Source organism: Pleomorphomonas sp. T1.2MG-36, assembly GCF_950100655.1.
Lineage (GTDB): Bacteria > Pseudomonadota > Alphaproteobacteria > Rhizobiales > Pleomorphomonadaceae > Pleomorphomonas.
Map to the genome: position 1 here is coordinate 1 of NZ_CATNLY010000053.1, position 18,986 is coordinate 18,986.

An 18,986-nucleotide genomic window follows, 5' to 3' on the forward strand; every position below is an offset into this window, starting at 1 on the left:
TGCTCATGATGAACCGGTCGCGGTCCGGATGGCGCGGCTCGTTGGGATCGTAGCGCATGACGCCGAAGTACAGCGTCGCCAGGATGTCGGCTGCCGAGAAGTCGCCGCCGGGATGGCCGAGCCGGGCCTCGTGCACCATCGTGAAGGCGCTGCGGCGAATGCTCAGAGCCCGGGCGCGGACCATGTCGATCCTGTCGATATCAGATGAAATAGGCCACGACCCACCAGTAGACATGCAATGTCTCCAGCTGCATTGACGCACCGGAAATACAGGTCCGATTAATATTTCACGGTCCGAAGTTATTATTGTTCGAGCGAGCCAAACCCAAGAACAAGCGTTTGGTTTCGATTTTTAGCGAATGTTATCGGATTCGAGGCGGGCGTCAATAGGATTTTACCGCTTACATGGACATTCCTGCCATTTGGCCCTGCAGGCATTGACCAGTTACACGAATAAGTCGAGCGATTCCGCTTCCCGAGACGCTCGAGGCGCAGACAGCTAACCCTCTGAAAGGAGAGAAAATAAAGAGATAGCAACCTGCACGCGCAAGTCATTTTGCACCATCGGTGCGATGAATCGCAAGAAATCGAAAATTACCGATTACGATATATCTCGATTGTGAGCTTTTATAATCGAGTCTTGCCAAGTTGGCGGATGCCCATCAAATGACCGGCCTGCATCGGCCGCGACGACGCCGCGCCGGCCAGCTCCAAGTGAAATAGAGGAGCGATGTCCGCAATAAATGCCGACCCTCAGCAGCGCGGCCTCGCCAGCGGAGAGGATCTGCAGGACTCAGATGTCGCGGCCATGGCTGCCGGCCACGATGGCCTCGATGGCCTCGTCGAGGCCGTCGAAATGCGGATCGATCGCCTGAAGGCGGCGCAACACCTCAAGGGCCCGCTCGTGCTGGCCGATGTCTTCGAGCAGTACGGCCAGATCCTTCATTGCCATGAAATGGCGCGGCTCGATGCGCAGCACGGTCTGGAAGTCGCCGAGCGCCGGCGACAGACGGCCAGCCAGAAGATGCAGGGTGCCGCGCCGATAGTAAGCTTCGGCGAGGGCCGGCTGCCGCACCGTCAGTTCGTCGAGAATATCGAGCGCGCCGGCGGCGTCACCGGCCGCCACCGCCTTCTGGGTCCACGACAGCATGAGATCGCAGGTGGCGCTGCCGCTCTCGGCCCAGCGGTTCCGGATGTCGGTCTCGATGCCGGCCGCCTCCTTGCGATCGCGGGCAGCGGCGAGGCGGGTGAACAGACCGTCCAGCTCGGCGGTCCTGTCGGCCGGAACGACCGAGGTCAGCCGTTCGCGCCCGCTGGCGGCGGGCGGCGGCAAACCGTCTTCGGCGAAAGCCGATCCGGCAGCGATCATGAACAGCAAAGCGAAGGGCACAAAAACACGCATACCCGGGAAGGTACCTTCCCGGGCAGCGATCGTCGAGTGCATCCTGGCGCCGAGGCGGGCCAAGCGCCCGCCCTCAATCAGCCCTGACGGGCCTTGTAGCGCGGATTCTTCTTGTTGATGATGTAGATACGGCCCTTGCGACGGACCATGCGATTGTTGCGGTCGCGGGTCATGAGGGCCCGGAGAGAGTTCTTGATCTTCATTTGGTCCATCCTTGCCGACATGCCGCCACGGCGTCAGCGTCAGAAGACGCGCCGCCGACGGGGCGATGCCCGACGTCATCAATCCCGATGCCAGGAGGGCAGAGCCCCCTTGCCCGAATTCGGGCGGACCATACGTATCGACCTCGCAGATGTCAATTGCGCCATGACCGACTTTTCGGGGGGAGACAGCTGTTTTTGCGAGGACGAAGATGGCGGCCGGCAGAGGCAATCCGGCTAACGGCTTTCCCTGTTCTGTTCGGCCACCTCCTCGAGGTCCTCAGCCTTGTCGGCCATGTCGTCCAGCGCCTCCGCCTTCTCGGCCAGGGCCTGGCTGACCTCGCGAATTTCGTCCTCGTCCAGCTTCTCGATGCCGACGAACTTGTTCTGCGCCTTCGACGTCAGGATCAACTCGTCGATCTTCGCCTGCAGGGCCTTGCCGTCGCGGTTCTGGGAGTTCTGGAGAACGAACACCATCAGGAAGGTGACGATGGTGGTCGAGGTGTTGATGACGAGCTGCCAGGTTTCGGAAAAGCCGAAGAAAGGCCCGGAGATCGCCCAGACGACGACCATGCCCACGGCGAGGGCGAAGGTCGCCGGCCGGCCGGACAGTTCGGAGATGGCGGAGGCAAATTGCGAGAAAAGGCGCGACGCAGTGGAACCGCTCATGGTCACCTCGTGTTGCGAACGTAGGACGCCCTCGTCGACGCGGGGATCGGACCCCGGCCCGTGCGGCGAGGAGCGACACGCACGCGGAGACAACCAAATCCCAAGGAGGCGGTTCCGCGCCGGCCCTACGGTTTCGTCGTCCCCGCCCTTTTCTCGCCGCCATTCCGCTGTTATCGCATGGAGGACGGGAACCGACGTCCAGAACTCCAGTGCCGGCTCCCGACGTCGGACGAAGAGGCTCGAACACCATGCCCGGGCAGTTTGCCAGCCTTTCCCGCCTGCTTGACAGCGTTGGCCGCTTCATCCGGCTCGGCCGGGCGCCCGATGCCGCCACGGCGGCGCCGGCCTGCGACGGCTGCGATCTCGTCCGCGTCGCCAGCTACAATATTCACAAGGGCATCGGCAACGACGGCACCTACGATCCGGCCCGCACGATTTCGGTGATCGCCGAGATCGACGCCGACATCATCGCGCTGCAGGAATGCGACCGTCGCCTGGGCGACCGCAAAGGCCGGCTCAACCTTGCCACGTTGGAGCGGGAAACCGGCCTCACCCTGGTGCCGCTGGCAGCCCGGCCGATGAGCCATGGCTGGCACGGCAATGCCCTGTTCTACCGGCGCGGCACCATCATCAGGGCCGAGCGACTCCACCTGCCGCACGCCGAACCGCGCGGCGCCGTGCTGGCTGAGTTCGACATCGGCGGCCGACCGCTGCGCGTCGTTGCCGCCCATCTCGGCCTGTTGAGCCGTACTCGGCGCCTGCAGATGGAGCGCCTGCGCTCGCACCTCGAAGCGCGCGAGGCGATGCCGACGCTCTTGTGCGGCGATTTCAACGAATGGCGGCCCGGCCGGGTCAACTCGCCGCTGGAACGGCTGTCGCCCCTGTTCCAGACGGCCAACGCCGTACCGAGCTTTCCCTCGCGCCGACCGGTCTTCCCGCTCGACCGCATCTTCGGCTGGCCCGACGGACTGGTCGCGGAATTCGGCGTGCATGACAGCCCGGTCGCCCGGCGTGCGTCGGACCACCTGCCGGTCAAGGCGGTGGTCGACCTGAAGTCGGCCGGCGGGCTGTTCGGCGACACCTCACTCCTGCCGCCGCGCCGCGAGCGCGACGCGGGCGGCGGCCAGGTCTTCGACGGCGAGTCCGACCGACTTGAAGACCGTTATCTCCGCCGCTGACCGCCGCCCTTCGACACGCCCCCCGCAAAGATCGTAGAGCGTGCCGGCAATCTCCTTCAGCGCGCCCGATGCCATCGGCCCCTTGATGTCGCCCGATTCGATCGCCGCCGCCGGCCCGTCGACGAACACCCGGCCGCGCGCCACGGCGTCATCGTCGGCCTCGCGCATGTCCGGGGTGAAGGAGCCGACGAGATCGAGGTGCTGGCCGGGGCGTAACCAGTCGCCTCGGATCAATGGCGACCGGGACAATGTGGCGCAGGAGATGACATCCGCCTCGCCGACGGCCGCTTCGAGATCGCCGCGCACGTCGGCCGCAATGCCCTTGTCCCGCAGGCGGCGCACCAGCCGCTCGGCCCTCGCCGGCGTCGGGTTCCAGACGAGCACGCGCTCGATGGACAACGCCGCGCGGTAGGCATCGGGCATCTCCGATCCGATGTGGCCTGCCCCGACCACAAGAAGCGTGCGGGCATCGGGCCGCGCCAGATAGGACGCGGCGAGCGCCGAGGCGGCCGCCGTGCGCCGCCCCGTCAGCGTCGCGCCATCCATCAGCGCCATGTGGGCGCCGGTCGTTTCGTCGAACAGCAGATAGCTCGCCGTCACCGCCGCAAGACCGCGTTTGGCGTTGCCCGGCACGACGTTGACGATCTTGACGCCGCCGTGGCTGCCGTCGCCCATCCAGGCCGGCATCACGAGCAGCGTGGCATCCGGCTCACCGGAGCGCGGCAGACCATGGGCGTGGCGCAGCGGCGCCGTCACGCCGGCCGCGAACATCTCGCGCAGCCCGGCGATCAGCGCCGAGTAGTCGAGGGCGGACGCGGTGGCATTGGCGTCGAGAACGAGCATGAAAGGCTCCCGGATGCGGAAAGCCGGAAGCATAACGCCCCGGCGTGCGATTGGAAGCCCGCTCTCGCGCCACGTCGCCTTCATATCGGCGCGTCAAGGACACCCATGTAGACGAGCCATCCATTTTCCGTATATGTGCCATGCAAATCCAGTTTTAACGTTAAACTCGCCAAACGAATAGTTTTTGAGCGCACCCACCGCGACTATCATTGCCGACATAACCTTAGACAACTCACCGAACGAAATCGGAATATGCTTTGACAGGATGATTTTATTCGAGGCGAAAGCCAATAAAGACAGCTCGTTTTGTGCGCATTAGCCTCGCAAAGCGGCAAAGGCGATCATCCCCACCTCCTCTCGGGAGAGACCATGACCTATCGACGCATCACACTGCCGCTCTTTCTGGTGCAGGAGCAGCGGCGCCTCGGCGGCAGCGGCGTGTTCACCGCGCTGATGACCGACATCTGCACCACCTGCAAGACGATCTCCAACGAGGTGAACCGCGGCGCCATGGCCGGCACCATGGGCTATGCCGGTTCGCGCAACGTGCAGGGCGAGGAGCAGAAGGAGCTCGACGTTCTCGCCAACGACATCTTCCTCTACATGACCGACCAGAGCGGCAACTGGGCCGGTGTCGCCTCCGAGGAACTGGAGGACGCCTATATCTCGCGCGGCTCCGATGGCCGCTATCTGCTGCTGTTCGATCCGCTCGACGGCTCGTCCAACATCGGCGTCAACGTGGCCGTCGGCAGCATCTTCTCGATCCTGCGCCTGCCCGAGGGCGCCGACCCCGCCGACGAGAACGTCTACCTGCAGCCCGGCGTCAAACAGGTGGCCGCCGGCTATACCATCTATGGCTCGTCGACCATGATGGTGCTGACCTCCGGCCACGGCGTCAACGGCTTCACGCTCGACCACAACATCGGCGTCTTCGTCCTTACCCACCCCGACATGCGCATTCCCGAGGACACCGGCGAATATGCCATCAACGCCTCGCGCGAGCGCCACTGGCCGGCGCCGATTCGCCGCTATGTCCGCGAATGCATCGCCGGGCCGGAAGGGCCGCGCGGCAGGAGCTTCAACACCCGCTGGATCGCCTCGATGGTGGCCGAGGTGCATCGCATCCTGATGCGCGGCGGCGTGTTCATGTATCCGGTGGACAGCGACAACGCGCAGAGGGGCGGTCACCTGCGTCTTCTTTATGAAGCCAACCCGATGGCCTTCATCGTCGAGCAGGCCGGCGGCCGGGCGATCTCCGGAGACGAGCGCATCCTCGACATCGCGCCCGAGCGGCTGCACCAGCGCACCGGCGTCATCCTCGGTTCGAAGAACGAGGTGGAGCGCATCGGCCGCTATTACGCCGAAGCGGGCGGCAAGGAAGAGATATCCGCCGCCTGATGCCGTCCTGAGTCAAGCGCGAATGTCGCGGATGATCTCGGCGGCGGCCTGCCCAAGGTCGCGTGCCTTCATCCAGACAAGGCAGACCGGCAGGTCGAAGGCGGCGGGCAGCTCCACCGCGTCGACCCCGCCGATGACGCCATCGACCGACACCTTGGGCAGCACGCTGAGATAGCCGTGCTCGCGCACCAGGTTGATGATGACGGGGATCGAGTCGATCTCGGTGAAGTTGGCCGGTGTCTGGTCGCTGCGTTCGCCGCCCGCCTCCAGGAGGTCCCGCACGGCGCGCCTGAGACCGGAGCGGGCGGTCGGCACCGCCACAGGTTCGCGGCGCAGCGCTTCCACCGGATCGGGCGAGCGAGTCCGGAAGCCCGCCGCCCCGACCACGGCGAGGCGCGAGCGGCCGATCTCGACGCTGTCGAAGTCGGGGCCGGATACCAGCATGTCGACCAGCGCGAAGTCGAGTCGCCCGGCCTTCAGCTCGGAGATCAGATCCTCGGCGGTCGAACTCTTCAGCATCAGGTGGCTGCGCCGACCCGGCTGCCGCCAAGCGGCGACGAGATCGGCCAGCATGTGGGCGATCTGGCTTTCATGGCCGAGCGGCACGATGGCGCCGAGCCGGAGCGTGGCGACCTGACGGCGAAAGTCGCGGGCCGACGTGCTGGTCAGCAGGGTCCAGCGGCCGAGAAGCTCGGAAGCGAGCGCGGCGACCCGCTCTCCGGCCGGCGTCGGCCGGCAGCCGCCGGCATTCCGGTCAAGCAGCCGGGTTCCGAGCTTCTCCTCGAGGCGGGCGAGCTGGCGCGACAGCTGCGGCTGGCCGACGCCGATGCGCCGGGCCGCCGTGCGAATGCTGCCGGCGGCAAGCGCGTCGACGAAATGTTGCAGCGCCAGGAGCGACAACGGCCGGGCCGCCGCCCACTGCCGGCCGCTTTCCGCCTGATCGTCACCCCATATCGCCACGGCGAGGTCGGCGATCTGCGCCAGATCGCGCCCGATGCGGCGCGCCTCGAAGGTGAAGGTCAGGCTGGAGCCGGCGGCAAAGGCCAGATCGACGGCCAGGGCCGCTTCCACCCGGCGAAAGGCCGCCGCCACGCTGCCGGTCGGCCGGTCCAGCGTCCGCGCCGCGCCCCGGAGCGAGGCGGCGCGCAAAACGCTATCGCAAATGATGAGTGCTGCTGTATCCATATGAGGCAGATCCGCGGGATTTGACCAACTCAGAGGCAGCGACAGACGCTAGGCATAGGCCGTTCAGATAAAGGGATATCCCTTCCCTCGCAACCTTGACCTATGCTGGCCGACGAAAAGGTGACGAGAGTGTCAGAATTGTCCTCCCCCGATTTCGCAGACGAAACGTCGACGGGCCTCGCCGTCCTGGAAGCCGTGGCGGCGGGAATGGGCGCCGTCGTGCTCGATGGCAAGCCGCTGCATTTCACCGCCCTGAGGCGTCTGTCGGCCGGAACCGACGTCGTGGTGATCGACGAGGCGGCCCTGGCCGCCGCCGCCGCCGCCCGTGCGGCCTTCGAGGCGGCGCTTGCCTCCGGAGCGCTCGTCTACGGCGCCAACACTGGCGTCGGGGCCATGAAGGATTGGACGCCGTCGCCGCAGGACCTTGCCCGCTTCAACGCCGACCTCGTCATCGCCCATTCGTTCGGCATCGGCACGCCGCTGCCCATCCCGGTCACCCGTCTTGCCATGGCGATCCGCGCCAACACCATGCTCGCCGGTCACACCGGTTCGACGCCGGCCCTCGCCCGCCAGCTGGTCGCCTGGCTCAACGCCGGCCTGACGCCGGTGCTGCGGCCGGTCGGCTCCATGGGGACCGGCGACATCGGCCTGATGGGACAGGTGGGAGCCGCGTTGGCCGGCGAAGGCGAGGTCCTATTGGCCGGTGAGACGATGCCCGCGCGCGAAGCGATCGCCCGGGCCGGCCTTGGTTCCTTCGAGTGCGGCGTGAAGGACAGTCTGGCCGCCCTGAGCTCCAACGCCGCCGGCGTGGCACTTGCCGCCTCCGCCATCGGCCGCGCCGCCGGCACGCTGCGCACGCTGATGGCCACCGGCCTCACCGCCGCCTCGGCTGCCGGCTCCCTGCCGGCGCCGGCACTGGCCGCCACCGTTCTCGGCACGCCGCGTCAGGCGGAGATCGGCCACTGGATCGACACCGCCCGCACGGAAGCGGCCATCCCGCCCGGCAATCGCGTCCACGATCCGCTCAGCCTGCGCATGATGCCGCAAGTGTTTGCCGCCGCCATCGACGCCGTCGAGGCCACCGGCCGCGCAGCTGTCGCCGACACCGCCAAGAACGACGACAACCCCGTGGTCGTCGATGGCGCCGTCCTGTCGTCCGGCGGTTCGCTGCCGCTCGACCTGACGCTCGCCGTCGAGGGCACAACGCTGGCGCTAGCCCATCTGGCGCGCAACGCCATGAACCGCTGCATCCTGATCGCCAACGGCCGCCTGATCGGCTTGCCGGTCAATCTGGTGGCGCCCGGCACGACGAGGACCGGCTTCGGGCCGGTGCTGAAGCTCGCCGCCGAACTGTTCGCCCGCGTCCGCCATCTCGCCATACCGGTTTCGACGGAACCGGTCGTGGTGGCCGACGGTTTGGAGGACGAGGCGACCTTCCTGCCGCTGGCCGTGGAGAACCTGTCGGGTGCGCTCGACGCGCTCGACATGCTGGCCGCGCTGGAAGCGTTGATCGCCGCCGCCGCCTTCGACGTGGCCGGCCTCCGGCCCGAGGGCCTCGCCGGCCGCGTCCATGCCACCGTTCGCCGCTTCGCAGCGCCGCACGACCGAGACCGCCCGCTGTCGCGCGAGATCGAGGCGATCGCCGCCGACCTCGCTTCCACGGCGCGGATCGCCGAGTTGGGGAAGGCGGCGCCACTGCCAGGATTCGACAATTTTTTTGCTATTTTCGACAGCGCCTGAGAATGCCGTGCCTCTCAATGGCCGGTGAAGACTGAAAAAATAGAACGGGATTACCCGCTACCTGCCAGGAGAACAGTCATGACCCAGTTGAAATACGCTACCGCCGTGCTTGCCCTTGGCCTTCTCGCCGGCACCGCCGACGCCAAGGTCGTGGTGTCCTCGAAGATCGACACCGAGGGCGGTGTCCTCGGCAACATCATCCTGCTCGCGCTTCAGAATTCCGGCATCGAGGTCGAGGACCGCATCCAGCTCGGCGGAACGCCGGTGGTGCGCCAGGCGATCACCGCCGGCGAGATCGACATCTATCCCGAGTACACCGGCAACGCCGCCTTCTTCTTCAACAAGGCCGACGATCCGCTGTGGAAGGATGCCGCCAAGGCCTACGAGGAAGCCAAGAAGCTCGACTACGACGCCAACAAGATCGTCTGGCTGACGCCGTCGCCGGCCAACAACACCTGGGCCATCGCCCTGCGCAAGGACGTGGCCGACAAGGCCGGCGTCAAGTCGCTCAGCGATTTCGGTGCCTGGGTCGCCAAGGGCGGCGAAGTGAAGCTGGCCGGCTCGGCCGAGTTCGTCAATTCGGCCTCCGCGTTGCCCTCGTTCCAGACCACCTACGGCTTCAAGCTGACGCCCGAGCAGCTGATCGTGCTGTCCGGCGGCGACACGGCGGCCACCATCAAGGCGGCGGCCGACCAGACCAACGGCGCCAATGCCGCCATGGTCTACGGCACGGACGGCGCCATCGCCCCCTCGGGCCTCCTAGTGCTCGACGACGACAAGGCGGTGCAGCCGGTCTACCAGCCGACCGCCATCGTCCGCGAAGAGGTGCTGAAGGCCAACCCGACGATCGCCGACACGCTGAAGCCGATCTTCGAAAGCCTCGACCTTGTGACGCTGCAGGACCTCAACGCCCGCGTCCAGATCGGCGGCGAGCCGGCCAAGGCGGTTGCCGAGGACTATCTGAAGACCAAGGGCTTCCTCAAGTAACAGCCTGACGCGGAGGGGTTCTGCCCCTCCGCCTTTCCCAGCCGAAGGATTGCCATGACGACGCTTTCAGATGCCGGAACGGACGGAGCCGCCGCGCCGCGGGTCGACCGTCTCGGCGTCGTCATCGCCATCCTGGTGGCCGTGACGCTGGCACTGCCCTTTGCCACCTTCCGGGCGACCCGCATCGCCTCGGGAACCGGCCTCCGGCTGTTCGACGCGCTGCCGCCGATGGAGGCCGCCGCGGTCACCGCCGTTCTCGTCGCCGCGCTGGTCACGGCCGTGGCGAGCCGCAGCCCGGTGTTCCGCCTCGTCCTCGGCGCGCTGGCCATCGGCGCCCTCGCCCTCAGCGTCGGCGCCGCCGGCACGCACCTGACGCCGACCGACAACCCCTATGCCCGCATCGCGCCGGCCAGCGGCTTCTGGGTCGGGGTGTTCGCCACCGCCATGCTGGTCACCGACGCCATGGTGCGGCTGAAGCTCGGCCCAGTCGGCCGGCTGGTCGCGCTGGTCGCCACGGCGGCGCTGATCGTCGCCCTGCTCGCCTCCGGCGCCTGGAGCCACCTGTCGCTCATCGCCGAATACCGCAACCGCGCCGACGTGTTCTGGCGCGAGGCGATCAACCACGTGGTGCTCGCCGCCGGCTCGCTGGCCGCCGCCGTCGCCATCGGTCTGCCGCTCGGCGTCCTCGCCTATCAGGTCCGCGCCGTCCGCGACCCGATGATCAACGTCCTCAACATCATCCAGACCATTCCGTCGATGGCGCTGTTCGGCATCCTGATCGCCCCGCTCGGCTGGATCGCCGCCAACGTGCCGGGCGCGCATGCCATCGGCATTCGCGGCATCGGCACGGCGCCGGCCTTCCTGGCGCTGTTCCTCTATTCGCTGCTGCCGATGGTCGCCAACACCGTGGTCGGCCTGTCCGGGGTGTCGCGCGCCGTGGTCGACGCCGCGCGCGGCATGGGGCTCACCGACCGGCAGCGCCTCCTCCAGGTGGAAATGCCGCTGGCGCTGCCGGTCGTTCTCACCGGCATCCGCATCGTCCTCGTCCAGAACATCGGCCTTGCCACGGTGGCGGCGCTGATCGGCGGCGGCGGCTTCGGCGTCTTCCTGTTCCAGGGGCTAGGCCAGACGGCCACCGACCTCATCCTGCTCGGCGCGCTGCCGCCGGTGGCGCTGGCTTTCGCCGCCGCCGTCGTGCTCGACGCCGTCATCGAGATTTCCGGCAAGGGTAAGGCATGATCGAACTCAGCCATCTCACCAAGGTCTATGGCGACATCCCCGTCGTCAACGACGTCCACATGGAGATCGAGTCCGGCACGATCACCGTCATCGTCGGCACCTCCGGCTCGGGCAAGTCGACGCTCTTGCGCATGGTCAACCGGCTGATCGAGCCGACCGAGGGCCGCGTCTTCATCGAAGGCAACGACGTGTCGATGATGCCGGCGCACGAACTCCGGCGCTCGATCGGCTACGCCATCCAGAACCACGGCCTGTTTCCGCACTGGACCGTCGCCCGCAACATCGCCACCGTGCCGATGCTGCTCGGCTGGGACCGCAAGACGGTGGCCGCCCGCGTCGAGGAACTGATGGAGCTGTTCCAGCTCGATCACGCCCAGTTCGCCGGCCGCTATCCGCACGAACTGTCCGGCGGCCAGCAGCAGCGCGTCGGCGTCGCCCGCGCGCTGGCGGCCAAGCCCGCCCTCCTGCTGATGGACGAGCCGTTCGGGGCCCTCGATCCGATCATCCGCGCCAAGGCGCAGTCCGACCTCAAGGCCATCCAGCGGCGCACCGGCACCACCATACTGCTGGTCACCCACGACATGGCCGAGGCGGTCCATCTCGGCGACCGCATCGCCGTCATGGACGGTGGCCGCCTCAAGCAATATGCGCCGGCCGCCGACATTCTGGCCCGACCGGCCGATGCCTTCGTCGACGACCTGATCGGCTCCCTCGACCGCCCCTTCCATTACCTGACGCTCGGCACGGTCGGTGCGGCGGTCGAACCCGGCGAGGCGGACGGTGCACCGCTTGCCGCCGATGCCAGCCTCTACGAGGGCCTCGGCGTGCTGCTCTGGTCCGGCCGCAAGACGGCGCCGGTGGTCGACGCCGCCGGAGCGCCGATCGGCCGCGTCAGTCTCGACAGCATTGCCGGCCGGGCGGCGCGGCCCAGATGATCCGCCCCGGCACCCTCCTGCGGCTGATCGTCTTCCTGACGCTCATCACCTTTCTCGCGGCGCCGGATCGCTTTGCCGGCCTGCTGGCGCCGCTGACCAACAACGGCGCACCGCCGATCTACAATCAGGGCAGCCTGATCGACCTGACGTTGTCGCATCTGCTCACCGTCGCCGTGTCGACGCTGGCCGCCGCCGTGGTCGCCGTCGGGCTCGCCATCTTCGTGACGAGGCCGGCCGGCGCCGAGTTCCTCGCCCTGTCGCGCGCCGTCGTCAACATCGGCCAGACCTTCCCGCCGGTGGCGGTGCTGGCGCTTTCGGTACCAGCCATGGGCTTCGGCGAGGCGCCGACCCGCATGGCGCTGTTCCTCTACGGCCTGCTGCCGATCTTCGAGAACACGCTGGTCGGCCTGTCGACGCTGCCGCCGGCCGTCGTCGAGGCCGCCTCGGCCATGGGCATGACGAACCGCCAGCGCCTTCTGAAGGTCGAGCTGCCGCTCGCCATGCCGCTGATCGTCGAGGGCATCCGGCTGTCGGCCGTCATCGGCCTGGCCACGGCGACCATCGGCTCGACGGTGGCCGCCAAGGGGCTCGGCGAGGTGATCGTCGCCGGCCTGTTGTCCAACAATCTCGCCTTCATCGTCCAGGGCGGCGTCATCACCGGCGTCCTGGCCGTGCTGATTTCCGACGGCTTTCAGGCCGTGGCGCGCCAAGCGGCAAAGCGGCGCGGCGCCCGGCCGCAGACGGAGACCTGAGCCATGTCCGATTTCGACCTCGTCCTCGCCGGCACGCTGGTTCTGCCGGACGAGCTGGTGCCGCGCGGCTTCGTCGCCGTTTCGGGCGGCAAGGTGGCGATGATCGGCCGCGGCGTCGCCCCCTCGGCCCGCACCCGCCACGACCTCGGCGACGCTCTGATCCTGCCCGGCGCCATCGACGCCCAGGTGCATTCGCTCAGCCAGAAGGGCCAGGAGGACTTCGTCTGGTCGACGCGGGCGGCGGCAGCCGGCGGCGTCACCACCATCGTCGACATGCCCTATGACGAGGGCGACGTGGTCAACTCCGCCGACGCGGTGAAGCGCAAGGTCGCCCATGCCGAGAGCCAAGCGCGCGTCGACTTCGCCCTGCATGGCACCATCGACCCGGCCGAGGGAGCAAGCCGCATTGCCGAGATGATCGAGGCCGGCGTTGCCGCCTTCAAGTTCTCGACCTTCGGCACCCACCCGACGCGCTTTCCCCGCATCCCGCCGCAGATGCTCCACGACGCCTTCGCCGCCATCGCGCCTTACGGACTGGTGGCCGGCGTTCACAACGAGAACCACGAGGCGGTCGAGGCGCACATGGCCAAGGTGAAGGCGGCCGGCATCACCGACTGGCGCGCCCACGGCCTGTCCCGCCCGCCGATCACCGAAACGCTGGCCATGGCCGAGATCTACGAGATCGGCGCCAGCACGGGCTGCGACGCCCACGTCGTCCACTGCTCGGTGGGGCGCGGCTACGAGCTGGCCGCCCGCTATCGCGCCGAAGGCCACATGGCCACCGCCGAGGCCTGCATCCACTACCTGACGCTCGACGAGGAGCACGACGTCGCCCGGCTCGGCGGCAGGGCCAAGATCAACCCGCCGATCCGGCCGCGCGCCGAGGTGGAGACGCTGTGGCGCCACGTCGCCGCCGGCAACGTCTGGCTGGTGTCCACCGACCACGTCGCCTGGTCGGAGGAGCGCAAGACCGACCCGGACATGCTGAAGAACGCGTCCGGCGCCCCCGGCCTCGAAGCGATGATCCCGCTGTTCGTCAAGGGCGCGCTCGAACGTGGCGTGCCGCTGACCTGGGCGGCGAAGCTGATGGCCGAGAACCCGGCCCGCCATTTCCGCATCGACCACGTCAAGGGCGCGCTCGCCGTCGGCCGCGATGCCGACATCGTGGTGATGACGCCCGAGCCCTACGTCTACGACGCCGCCGCGAGCGGCAACACGGTGGTCGGCTGGTCGCCCTACAACGGCATGCGCCTGCCCTGGCGCGTCGCCGCCACCTACAATCGAGGCGATGAGGTCTATGCCGGCGGCAAGGTGCTGGCCGAGCCCGGCCGTGGCCGCTTCGTCCGCCCGCCAGTCACCCGGCCGATTTCGCCATGACCAACCGTCTCGCCCGCGCCGACCGCATCGCCGCCGACATCGACGCGCTGGCCGCGCTGACCGATCCCGATCGTCCCTGGACGCGCCGCGCCTTCACGCCGCGCTTCCTCGACGGGCGAGCCTACATGGCCAAGGCAATGGCGGACGCCGGGCTCGACGTCCGCATCGACACCGCCGGCAACATGATCGGACGCCGGCCGGGGCGGGTTCCCGGCAAAGGCGTCCTCGCCGTCGGCTCGCATTCCGACACGGTGCCGGACGGCGGCCGGTTCGACGGCATTGCCGGCGTGGTGGCCGGCCTGGAGATCGCCCGCGCCCTCCGGGAGCGCGGCATCGAACTCGACCACGATTTCGAGGTGGTCGACTGCCTCGCCGAGGAGGTGTCGATCTTCGGCGTCTCCTGCGTCGGCTCGCGGGCCATCGCCGGCGTGCTGCCGGAAGACTGGCTCGTCCGCACCGCCGACAGCCTCACCCTCGCCGAAGGCATCCGGGGCGTCGGCGGCGATCCCGCCCGCCTTGCCGAGGCGAAGCGGTCCGACATCGCCGCCTTCCTCGAACTGCACATAGAGCAGGGGCCGGTGCTGGAAGCCGGACGGCTCGACGTCGGCATCGTCACGGCCATCGCCGGCATCACCCGCGTCGAGATCGCCGTTGCCGGCCGGGCCGACCACGCCGGCACCACGCCGATGACCACCCGCGCCGACGCGCTGGTCGCCGCCGCCGAACTGGTGATCGCCATCGAACGGCTGGCGCTCGAACGGTCGCTGGGCGAGGCCCACTTCGCCGCCACCGTCGGCGAATTCTCCATCCTGCCCGGCGCCGCCAACGTGGTGCCGTCGTCCGCCCGACTGCTGATCGACGCCCGCGCCGAACGGCGCGCCGACATGGAGGCCTTCCTCGCCGATCTCGCGGGCCTCGTCGCCGACATCGCCGGCCGTCGCGGCGTGGCGATCGCCGAGCCGCGCCGGGTGTCCGACAACTGGCCGACGCCATCCGACGCGGGGCTGCTGTCACTCATGGAAACCGCCGCCGACACAGCGGGCGCCACCCACCGGCGCATGGCCTCCGGCGCCGGCCACGACATGGCGTTCTTCGCGCGCATCGCGCCGGCCGCCATGCTGTTCGTCCCCTGCCGGGACGGCCGCAGCCATTCCCCCGACGAATGGGCGGAGGCCGAGGCCATCGCCCTCGGCACCGACGTGCTGATCGAAACCATCCGGCGCCTCGATGCGCGCCAAGACACGGAGTGAACCCATGGGCCGCATTCTCACCCTCCGCGACGTCGAGGCCGCCGTGCGCGGCGGCTCCGTCTACGCCGCCGGCGGCGGCGGCTGGGTCGACCATGGCCGCATGCTCGGCGGCGCCGCCGTGCGCATGGGCAAGCCGGAGCTGGTCTCGGTCGACGAACTCGCCCCCGAGGCGATCGTCGCTACGGCGGCGGCCATCGGCGCGCCGGCCGGCACCACGCCCTGGGAGATGCAGGGCGTCGACTACGTCAAGGCCGCCCAACTGCTGCAGGAGACGCTCGGCAAGAAGATCGCCGGCTTCATGGTCGGCCAGAACGGCCGCTCGTCGACGCTGAACGGCTGGCTGCCGGCGGTGACGCTCGGCGCCAAGGTGGTCGACGCGGTCGGCGACATCCGGGCGCATCCGACCGGCGACATGGGCTCCATCGGCCTTGCCGGTTCGCCCGCGCCGACCATCCAGACCGCCGTCGGCGGCAACCGCGCCGACAATCGCTACATCGAGCTGGTCGTGCGCGGCGCCACCGCCAAGGTATCGCCGATCCTGCGCACCGCCTCCGACATGTCCGGCGGGTTCATCGCCTCCTGCCGCGCGCCCGTCACCGCCGCCTACGTCAAGGCCAACGCGGCGCTGGGCGGCATTTCCCTGGCGCTCGCCCTCGGCGAGGCCATCCTCGACGCCGAGGACAAGGGCGGCGCGGCGGTGATCGATGCCATCCTGAAGACCACCGGCGGCGCGCTGCTCTCCGAGGGCCGCATCACCAAAAAGGCGGTGGTCTACACCAAGGAAGCCTTCGACATCGGTACGGTGACGCTCGAAAGCGGCAAGCGGGCGACCACGCTGCACATCATGAACGAGTACATGGCGGTCGACGATGCCGGCGGCCGGCGCATCGCCACCTTCCCCGACGTCATCACCACGCTCAATACCAACGGCGAGCCGCTGTCGGTCGGCCAGCTCGAAGAGGGAATGACCATCTTCGTGCTGCACGTGCCGAAGACGCTGATCCCCCTGGGGTCCTCGGTGCTCGATCCCACCGTCTATCCGCCGGTGGAAAAGGCGATGGGCATCGACATCGCCCGCTACGCGCTCGGCGCATCGGTCTGAGGGGGGAGACGACCATGGCCAATCCCCGCTTTCCCACCCCCGGCGGCACCACGCTCCGCGCCAAGGGCTGGCGGCAGGAAGCGCTGCTGCGCCTCCTCGAAAACGTGCTGTCGGTCGGCGAAGACCCCGACAACCTGATCGTCTACGCCTCGCTCGGTCGCGCCGCCCGCAACTGGGCCGCCCACGACAGGATCGTCGAGACGCTGAAGACCATGGACGAGGACCAGACGCTGCTGATCCAGTCCGGCAAGCCGGTCGGGCTTCTGAAGACGCACCCGCAAGCGCCGCTGGTCATCATGGCCAACTGCAACATCGTCGGCCAGTGGGCAAAGGCCGAGGTGTTCTACGACCTTCAGGAAAAGGGCCTGATCTGCTGGGGCGGCCTGACGGCCGGCGCCTGGCAGTATATCGGCAGCCAGGGCGTCATCCAGGGCACCTACGAAATCTTCATGCGCATCGCCGAGAAGCGATTCGGCGGCACGCTCGCCGGCCGTTTCGTGCTGACCGCCGGCCTCGGCGGCATGGGCGGTTCGCAGCCGCTGGCCGGCCGCATGGCCGGCGCCGCCATCCTCTGCGTCGACGTCGATCCGGAGAGGGCCGAGAAGCGCAAGGCGATCGGCTATCTCGACGTGGTCGCCCCCGATCTCGACGCGGCGCTCGACATGGTGCTGGCGGCCAAGGCGGAGGGCCGGGCGCTGTCGGTCGGCCTCGTCGCCAACGCCGCCGACGTCTATCCGGAGATCGTCCGGCGCGGCATCATCCCCGACGTCGTCACCGACCAGACCGCCGCCCACGACCTCGTCTACGGCTACGTGCCCAACACCCGCACGCTTGCCGAGGCGCGGGCCATGCGCAAGACCGACCCGGCCAGCCTGATGGCCGAGAGCCGCGCCGCCATCGCCGTCCACGTCTCCGCCATGCTGGATTTCCAGAAGGCCGGCGCCGAGGTGTTCGACAACGGCAACCTGATCCGCACCCATGCCCGCGACGGCGGGGTAGCGAACGCCTTCGACATCCCGATCTTCACCGAGGCCTATCTCCGGCCGCTGTTCTCCCGTGCCATCGGACCGTTCCGCTGGATGGCGCTCAGCGGCGACCCCGAGGACATCCGCAAGATCGATGACAAGGTGCTGGAGCTGTTCCCCGACGACCACATCGTCGGCAACTGGATTCGCCTCGCCCGCGAGAACGTGCCCTTCGAGGGCCTGCCGGCCCGCATCGCCTGGCTTGGCCACGGCGCCCGCACCGAACTGGCGCTCGCCGTCAACGCCATGGTGAGGGACGGCACGCTCAGGGGGCCGGTCGCCTTCTCGCGCGATCATCTCGATGCCGGCGCCATGGCCCACCCCAACATCATGACCGAGAAGATGAAGGACGGCTCCGACGCCATCGCCGACTGGCCGCTCATCGACGCCATGACGCTCTGTTCGTCGATGGCCGACCTCGTGGTCGTCCATTCGGGCGGCGGCGGCTATGCCGGCTTCATGACCTCGGCCGGCGTGACGCTGGTCGCCGACGGCACCGACGCCGCCGATCGCCGCCTCGACCTGTCGCTCACCAACGACACGTCGATCGGCGTCATCCGCTATGCCGACGCCGGCTATGCCGATGCGGCGGACGAAGCGGAGAGGAAGGCGGTCGGCTGGTTGGGGCTTTAGGCAGTTTGGCGGGGATCGTCTGAAGTTCTCGTCCGTCAGGCAGCTAGCACGGCTTTCGACAACCGGAGCGAGCTTGAGGTTCGTGGAGTGGAATTTCAGCGCCAGCCGCGGCCGCCGCGCTCGCGACTGTGGGCGACCGCCGCAAGAACGCGCTGGCGCGACAGGTCCAGGAGCCGGCGCATCGCCGCCTCCGCCCGCCCGCCGTCGCGCGCCAGGATGGCCGACAGCACCTCTTCGTAGGGTGCGAGATCGATCGGCGTGCCGCTGGCATCCTTCTGGGTCAGGCTGAAGGAGGCCTTGAGCGCTGTCTTCACCGCGCCGCCGATGGTGACGAACAGGCCGTTGTGCGTCGCCGCGATGATGGCGAGGTGGAACTCGCTCTCGGCGCCGGCGGCCAGCGGCGCCTGATCGAGCATCGACACCATGTCGGCGTAGCGCCGGCAGATGCGGTCGTGATCCTCGGCCGTGCCGGAGTGGGCGGCAAGGTAGCAGGCGCGCGGCTCGAAGCACTGGCGCACCTCGTAAAGATCCTCGATGATCCGTTCGTCGAACTGGGCGCTCAGCCGCCAGGACAGCACGTCGGGGTCGAGGAGATTCCAGTCGGCGAACGGCAGCACCCGCGTGCCGAGCTTGGGCGCCACCTCGATCAGCCGTTTTGCCGCGAGGTTCTTCACCGCCTCGCGCACCGTCGAGCGGCTGACACCGTATTCCTGGCAGAGTTCGGCTTCGATCGGCAAGGAGTCTCCGGGACCGAACTCGCCTGAGACGATCCGCGTGCCGATGATTCGCGCGACCTGGGCACTCATGGTGCCGATGGTGGAGTCTCTCTCGAACATACTTCTCTTTCCCGGAGCATCCGCCACGGAGGCCGAAGCGGCCCGATCGAAGCGCGTCTGCTCAGCCACACCAATTCGAGCGTCCATCCGCCCGGCCCGGCACCGGACCTCGGGGCGGACACCCGGCCGTCCGGCGAGCTGGCCGCCCGTTCGGAAAGCGTGTCCGGTCGAGGCCCCGGCGGGAAAACGGCACCAGAGGAGTCCCGCTCTTCCACTGGAAGCGCGCTCTACCTGT

At 68.4% G+C, this 18,986-nt stretch carries 17 protein-coding genes and 1 pseudogene; 11 read left to right on the forward strand and 7 right to left on the reverse strand.

All coding sequences use genetic code 11. The features are described 5' to 3' along the window. From QQZ18_RS22695 to QQZ18_RS22710, 4 genes and pseudogenes are all read right to left on the reverse strand, one after another. A pseudogene (locus QQZ18_RS22695) lies at window positions 1-235 on the reverse strand (transketolase); the annotation flags it as partial. Between the two features lie 558 nt (window positions 236-793). After that, window positions 794-1,402: a tetratricopeptide repeat protein gene (locus tag QQZ18_RS22700; RefSeq protein WP_284543313.1), complete on the reverse strand. Its 609-nt coding sequence runs from the start codon at window positions 1,400-1,402 to the stop codon at window positions 794-796. Between the two features lie 77 nt (window positions 1,403-1,479). Beyond that, the gene (gene ykgO, locus QQZ18_RS22705) at window positions 1,480-1,605 is read right to left on the reverse strand and encodes a type B 50S ribosomal protein L36 (protein WP_026783921.1); all 126 of its coding nucleotides are present in this window, start codon (window positions 1,603-1,605) and stop codon (window positions 1,480-1,482) included. Between the two features lie 234 nt (window positions 1,606-1,839). Then, entirely contained in the window at window positions 1,840-2,271 is a 432-nt protein-coding gene (locus QQZ18_RS22710; RefSeq protein WP_284543315.1) for a low affinity iron permease family protein, read from the reverse strand. Between the two features lie 248 nt (window positions 2,272-2,519). Here QQZ18_RS22710 and QQZ18_RS22715 point away from each other — a divergent pair, with 248 nt between their 5' ends. Beyond that, complete coding sequence (locus QQZ18_RS22715) at window positions 2,520-3,449, forward strand: endonuclease/exonuclease/phosphatase family protein (RefSeq protein WP_284543318.1); 930 nt, start codon at window positions 2,520-2,522, stop codon at window positions 3,447-3,449. Here QQZ18_RS22715 and QQZ18_RS22720 read toward each other — a convergent pair. Beyond that, the gene (locus QQZ18_RS22720; protein WP_446728698.1) at window positions 3,354-4,292 is read right to left on the reverse strand and encodes an ornithine cyclodeaminase family protein; all 939 of its coding nucleotides are present in this window, start codon (window positions 4,290-4,292) and stop codon (window positions 3,354-3,356) included. The two genes, QQZ18_RS22715 and QQZ18_RS22720, sit on opposite strands and share 96 nt — an antisense overlap. A 369-nt stretch (window positions 4,293-4,661) precedes the next feature. Between QQZ18_RS22720 and QQZ18_RS22725 the strand changes: the two genes are divergently transcribed. Further along, a complete protein-coding gene (locus tag QQZ18_RS22725) occupies window positions 4,662-5,690 on the forward strand; it encodes a class 1 fructose-bisphosphatase (protein WP_284543319.1) in 1,029 nt (342 codons plus the stop codon). A gap of 12 nt (window positions 5,691-5,702) precedes the next feature. On the opposite strand, the gene QQZ18_RS22730 is transcribed toward QQZ18_RS22725, so the two are convergent. Next, window positions 5,703-6,875, reverse strand: a complete 1,173-nt coding sequence (locus QQZ18_RS22730; protein WP_284543320.1) for a LysR family transcriptional regulator — start codon at window positions 6,873-6,875, stop codon at window positions 5,703-5,705. A 129-nt stretch (window positions 6,876-7,004) separates the two neighbouring features. On the opposite strand from QQZ18_RS22730, the gene QQZ18_RS22735 reads away from it, so the two are divergent. From QQZ18_RS22735 to QQZ18_RS22775, 9 genes are all read left to right on the forward strand, one after another. Beyond that, a complete protein-coding gene (locus QQZ18_RS22735; protein WP_284543322.1) occupies window positions 7,005-8,615 on the forward strand; it encodes an aromatic amino acid lyase in 1,611 nt (536 codons plus the stop codon). A 78-nt stretch (window positions 8,616-8,693) separates the two neighbouring features. Continuing rightward, window positions 8,694-9,602, forward strand: coding sequence for a glycine betaine ABC transporter substrate-binding protein OsmF (gene osmF / locus QQZ18_RS22740; protein ID WP_284543325.1), 909 nt, complete (start codon window positions 8,694-8,696; stop codon window positions 9,600-9,602). A gap of 54 nt (window positions 9,603-9,656) precedes the next feature. Then, the gene (locus tag QQZ18_RS22745; RefSeq protein ID WP_284543327.1) at window positions 9,657-10,841 is read left to right on the forward strand and encodes an ABC transporter permease; all 1,185 of its coding nucleotides are present in this window, start codon (window positions 9,657-9,659) and stop codon (window positions 10,839-10,841) included. Continuing rightward, a complete protein-coding gene (locus QQZ18_RS22750) occupies window positions 10,838-11,776 on the forward strand; it encodes an ABC transporter ATP-binding protein (RefSeq protein WP_284543328.1) in 939 nt (312 codons plus the stop codon). Before QQZ18_RS22745 ends, QQZ18_RS22750 begins: the two co-directional genes overlap by 4 nt. Next, a complete protein-coding gene (locus QQZ18_RS22755; protein ID WP_284543329.1) occupies window positions 11,773-12,528 on the forward strand; it encodes an ABC transporter permease in 756 nt (251 codons plus the stop codon). The genes QQZ18_RS22750 and QQZ18_RS22755 overlap by 4 nt, the downstream gene beginning before the upstream one ends. Window positions 12,529-12,531: 3 nt before the next feature. Then, the gene (locus QQZ18_RS22760; RefSeq protein WP_284543331.1) at window positions 12,532-13,905 is read left to right on the forward strand and encodes a dihydroorotase; all 1,374 of its coding nucleotides are present in this window, start codon (window positions 12,532-12,534) and stop codon (window positions 13,903-13,905) included. Further along, complete coding sequence (locus tag QQZ18_RS22765; protein ID WP_284543333.1) at window positions 13,902-15,155, forward strand: Zn-dependent hydrolase; 1,254 nt, start codon at window positions 13,902-13,904, stop codon at window positions 15,153-15,155. Before QQZ18_RS22760 ends, QQZ18_RS22765 begins: the two co-directional genes overlap by 4 nt. A gap of 4 nt (window positions 15,156-15,159) precedes the next feature. Beyond that, complete coding sequence (locus QQZ18_RS22770) at window positions 15,160-16,257, forward strand: DUF917 domain-containing protein (protein WP_284543335.1); 1,098 nt, start codon at window positions 15,160-15,162, stop codon at window positions 16,255-16,257. A gap of 14 nt (window positions 16,258-16,271) precedes the next feature. Beyond that, window positions 16,272-17,915 (forward strand): urocanate hydratase, encoded by a 1,644-nt coding sequence (locus QQZ18_RS22775; protein WP_284543337.1) that lies wholly within the window; start codon window positions 16,272-16,274, stop codon window positions 17,913-17,915. 95 nt (window positions 17,916-18,010) lie between these two features. Here the strand turns inward: QQZ18_RS22775 and QQZ18_RS22780 are convergent, their stop codons facing one another. Further along, the gene (locus QQZ18_RS22780) at window positions 18,011-18,751 is read right to left on the reverse strand and encodes a FadR/GntR family transcriptional regulator (protein WP_284543339.1); all 741 of its coding nucleotides are present in this window, start codon (window positions 18,749-18,751) and stop codon (window positions 18,011-18,013) included. Window positions 18,752-18,986 lie beyond the last annotated feature (235 nt).